General features: G+C 65.9%; 1 protein-coding gene. It reads left to right on the top strand.

The window, feature by feature from the left end; all coding sequences use genetic code 11:
* On the top strand, nucleotides 1–4,144 hold a 4,144-nt coding region (locus D1Y85_RS26785; protein WP_148089158.1), incomplete at both ends, for a beta strand repeat-containing protein.

Raw genomic sequence — 4,144 nt, 5'->3', positions numbered from 1 at the left:
CTCGACAATTCGGCAGGCGGAACGCTGCAGACCAGCAGTACGGACCTCGCGCTTGCATCGGCGACGATCGATAACGACGGCGGCACGATCACGCATGCGGGGACCGGGACGCTCACGCTGGTTGCGGGCAGTGGCACAGGAACGCTCTCGAACGCCGGGGGCACGATTGCCAGCAACGGGCAGGTTGCGGCCCAGGCCGGTGCGTTCGACAACGCAGCGGGGGCAGTCATCGGCCAGACCGGCCTGACGGTAACGACCCGCAACACGCTCGACAACACGAACGGCAGGCTGCTATCGAATACGGACCTGAGTCTTGCGAGCAGTACGCTGAACAATGATGGCGGCCAGATCGGCGCGGGTGCGAACGGGGCGATCCAGAGCGGATCGCTGACGAATGGCGGCGGCTCGATCACTGCCTCCAGTCTGGCAGTCACAACCAGCGGCAAGCTGGACAATGGCAGCGGCGACATCGAGGCGAACCAGCTTGCGCTCAATGCGACAGACCTCGTCAATCGTGCCGGCACGATTACGCAGTATGGCGCCTCGCCGATGAGCGTCAACGCCAGTGGCACATTCGACAACTCGAACGGCGGCACGCTCCAGACGAACAGCACGGACGTCACGCTGGCGGCTGGCACGATCGATAACGATGGCGGCACGATCACGCATGCCGGTGCCGGCACGCTGACGCTGGATGCGGACAGTGGCGCAGGCTCGCTCTCGAACGCCGGAGGCACGATTGCGAGCAACGGGCAGGTCGTGGCCCGGTCCGGAGCGTTCGGCAACGAGGCGGGTACCGTGATCGGCCAGACGGGCCTGAGTGCCACAGTCGGCAACACGCTCGACAACACGAACGGCAGGCTGCTTTCGAATGCGGACCTGAGCCTCGCGAGCGGCACGCTGGACAATAACGGCGGCCAGATCGGCGCGAGTGCGAACGGGACGGTCCAGAGCGGATCGCTGGCCAACAGCAGCGGCTCGATTGCTGCGTCGAACCTCTCGGTCACCGCCGGTACGATGCTCGACAACAGCGGCGGCGACATCGAGGCGAACCAGCTTGCGCTGGTGGCAACGAACCTGCTTAACCATGGCGGCGCGATCACGCAGTACGGCACGTCGCCCATGGGCTTTACAGTCAGCGGCACATTCGACAACTCGAACGGCGGCACGCTCCAGGCGAACAGTACGGACCTCACGCTGGCGGCAGGCACGATCGACAACGACGGCGGCACGATCACGCATGCGGGTACGGGCACGCTCACGCTGGATGCGGGTAGCGGTGCCGGGTCGCTCTCGAACGCCGGAGGCACGATTGCGAGCAACGGGCAGGCCGAGGCGCAGGCCGGAGCTTTCGACAACGCGGCAGGTACGGTCATCGGCCAGACCGGCCTGACGGCAACGATTGGCAACACGCTCGATAACACGAACGGCAGGCTGCTTTCGAATGCGGACCTGAGCCTCGCGACCGGGACGCTGACCAATAACGGCGGCCAGATTGGCGCGGCCGCGAACGGGACGATCCATAGCGGATCGCTGACCAACAGCGGCGGCTCGATGGTCGCGTCGAACCTCTCGGTCACGACCGCTACGACGCTCGACAACAGCGTCGGCGACATCGAGGCGAACCAGCTTGCACTGGGCGCGACGGATCTGCTCAATCACGGCGGGACGATCACGCAGTATGGGGCATCGTCCATGGGCTTCGCCGTCAGCGGCACGTTCGACAACTCGAACGGCGGCATGCTCCAGACTAACAGCACGAACCTGACGCTGGCTCCAGCCAGGCTCGACAATGATGGCGGGGCAATCCTCGACGCGGGAACCGGCACGCTCACGATTGCACCGGGCAACGGTGCGGGTTCCATTTCGAACGCGGGCGGCCAGATCATTACCGCCGGCCAGATCGCAGCGCAGGCCGGGAGTCTGGATAACGCAGGCGGCGTCCTGGCTGCGCAACGGAACATCGCCGCGAACATTGCGGGGAATGTGAACAACACCCAGGGCGCGATCCGCGCGCTTGAATCCCTGTCGCTCGCAAGCGGTGGCGCACTGACGAACACGAACGGGCAGATCCAGTCCGGTACGGGCGCCGGGGTTGGTGTCAGCGACGCCAGCACGCTCGCGATCCAGGCTGCGTCTATCGACAATACCGGGGGCCTCGTCAGCAACCTCGGCACGGGCGATGAGACCGTGCAGGGCGGCAGCCAGACCGTCAACAGCGGTGGGGTCATCACCGGCAACGGCAACGTGGCCGTCAGTACGTCATCACTGTCCAATACGCAGGGCGGCCAGGTCAGCGGCGCGAACGTCGCGATCCAGGCAGGCACCGTGGATAACAGCGGCGGCGCGATTGGCACTTTCGCGGGGCCGGGGGGCGACGTTGGCATCACGGCAAGCGGCACGGTCACGAACACAGGCGGGCAGATTGGCGCAACGCATGACCTGAGCGTGAATGCAGCCGCGCTCACGGGCGGCGGCACATACGGTGCGATGAATGACGTGGCGGTGACCGTACAGGGCAATTTCACACCGACACCGGATCTGCAGTTCAGCGCCGGTCACGATCTCGCCTTTACCCTGCCCGGCGCGTTCACCAACAGCGCAACGCTGGATGCGGCGAACAACCTGGACGTGAACGCCAACGACATCGAGAACAGCGGCGCGATGATGGCGGGCGGCACGCTGACCACGCACTCGGCCACGCTGGAGAATACGGGCGTGATGGTCGGCGGCAGCGTCTCGCTCAATGCCACGCAAACATTGTCGAACGTGGGCCCGACCGCACTGATCGGCGCGACGGACAGTAACGGCCTGCTCGAACTGCTCGCGCCCGATATCGAGAACCGTGACGACACGACGATGACCGATACGCAGGCGACCACGGCAATCTATGGCCTGGGCGCCATGGTCCTGGCGGGCGGCAAGGATGCGAACGGCAACTATACGAACGCCAACCTCATCCGCAACCAGTCGGGGCTGATCCAGTCGGCGGGCGACATGACGCTCGCCGCGAACCAGGTGACGAACACCCGGACAACGATGACGACGACCGGCCTGAACCAGCCGGTCGATCCGGACCTGCTGACGCAACTCGGCATCAGCCTGTCGGGCTGCACCGCCGTCCAGGTGTCCGACTGCGACCCAGGTCATCCGTACGTCCAGCGGTACCAGCCGGATAATCCGGTTTTCCTGACCATGATTGGCGGGGCGTTCACCATGCCGCCCCGCAGTGGCCAGTGGAACAGCAACTACCAGAACACGACCTATACGGGCGTGGCGCTCGCGAACCTGATCGCCTCCATCAGCCCGCAGGCGCAGATCATTGCGGGGGGTAACCTGGACGCGTCGAAGGTGGGCCTGTTCCAGAACTACTGGAGCGCGGTCGCGGCCGTGGGCAATATTGCGCTGCCCGTGACGCTCGACCAGGACAGCTGGCAGGGGCAGACCGCGCCCGGGGTACAGGTCACGTACTCGGGCTACTACCACTACGCGAACTATGACCAAAGCATCCGGGACTGGACGCTGCCGTTCGGTGACGCCCCGTTCGTGGGCTCCAACCCGGGCGGCTACACGCAGGCGGCCCCGGCCGATGTCCGCACCTACGCACTGCCCAGCTACGAATCGACGTTTGTAGCGGGCGGCACGATTTCCGGTACGGGCGTCAGCATCAACAACACGGCGGGCAATGCGGGCGTTCCCTCGCTCGGCCTGGTCCCCGGGCAGTCGGTGGGCGGAGTCAACGCCGGCGGGGTGAGCGGCAGCGCGGATGGCTCGGCCGCGGGCGGGACATCAGCGATCCAGGGCAGCGCGGGCGGCTCGAACACGGGGGCCACGTCAGTGGTCCAGGGCAGTGCGGGCAGCCCGGACTCCGCCGCGGCCTCGGTCAGCGGCTCAACAGGACTCACCAATCCGGTCATCGCGAGCGCGACGGCGGTCAATGTCCTGAGCAACCTGACGATCCCGCAGGGCGGTCTGTTCAGACCGGCTACCGCACCGAACGCGCAGTACCTGATCGAGACGAATCCGGCCTTCACGAGCCAGAAGTCGTTCATCTCGAGCGACTACTATCTCCAGCAGCTCGGGCTGAATCCGCAGACCACGGAAAAGCGCCTCGGCGACGGCCTGTACGAACAGCAGCTCGTGC

This window comes from Paraburkholderia dinghuensis (assembly GCF_003837865.1).
Taxonomy (GTDB): Bacteria; Pseudomonadota; Gammaproteobacteria; order Burkholderiales; family Burkholderiaceae; genus Paraburkholderia; species Paraburkholderia dinghuensis.
Note: the sequence above shows the minus strand (reverse complement) of the source record. Positions and strands in the feature narration are given on the sequence as shown.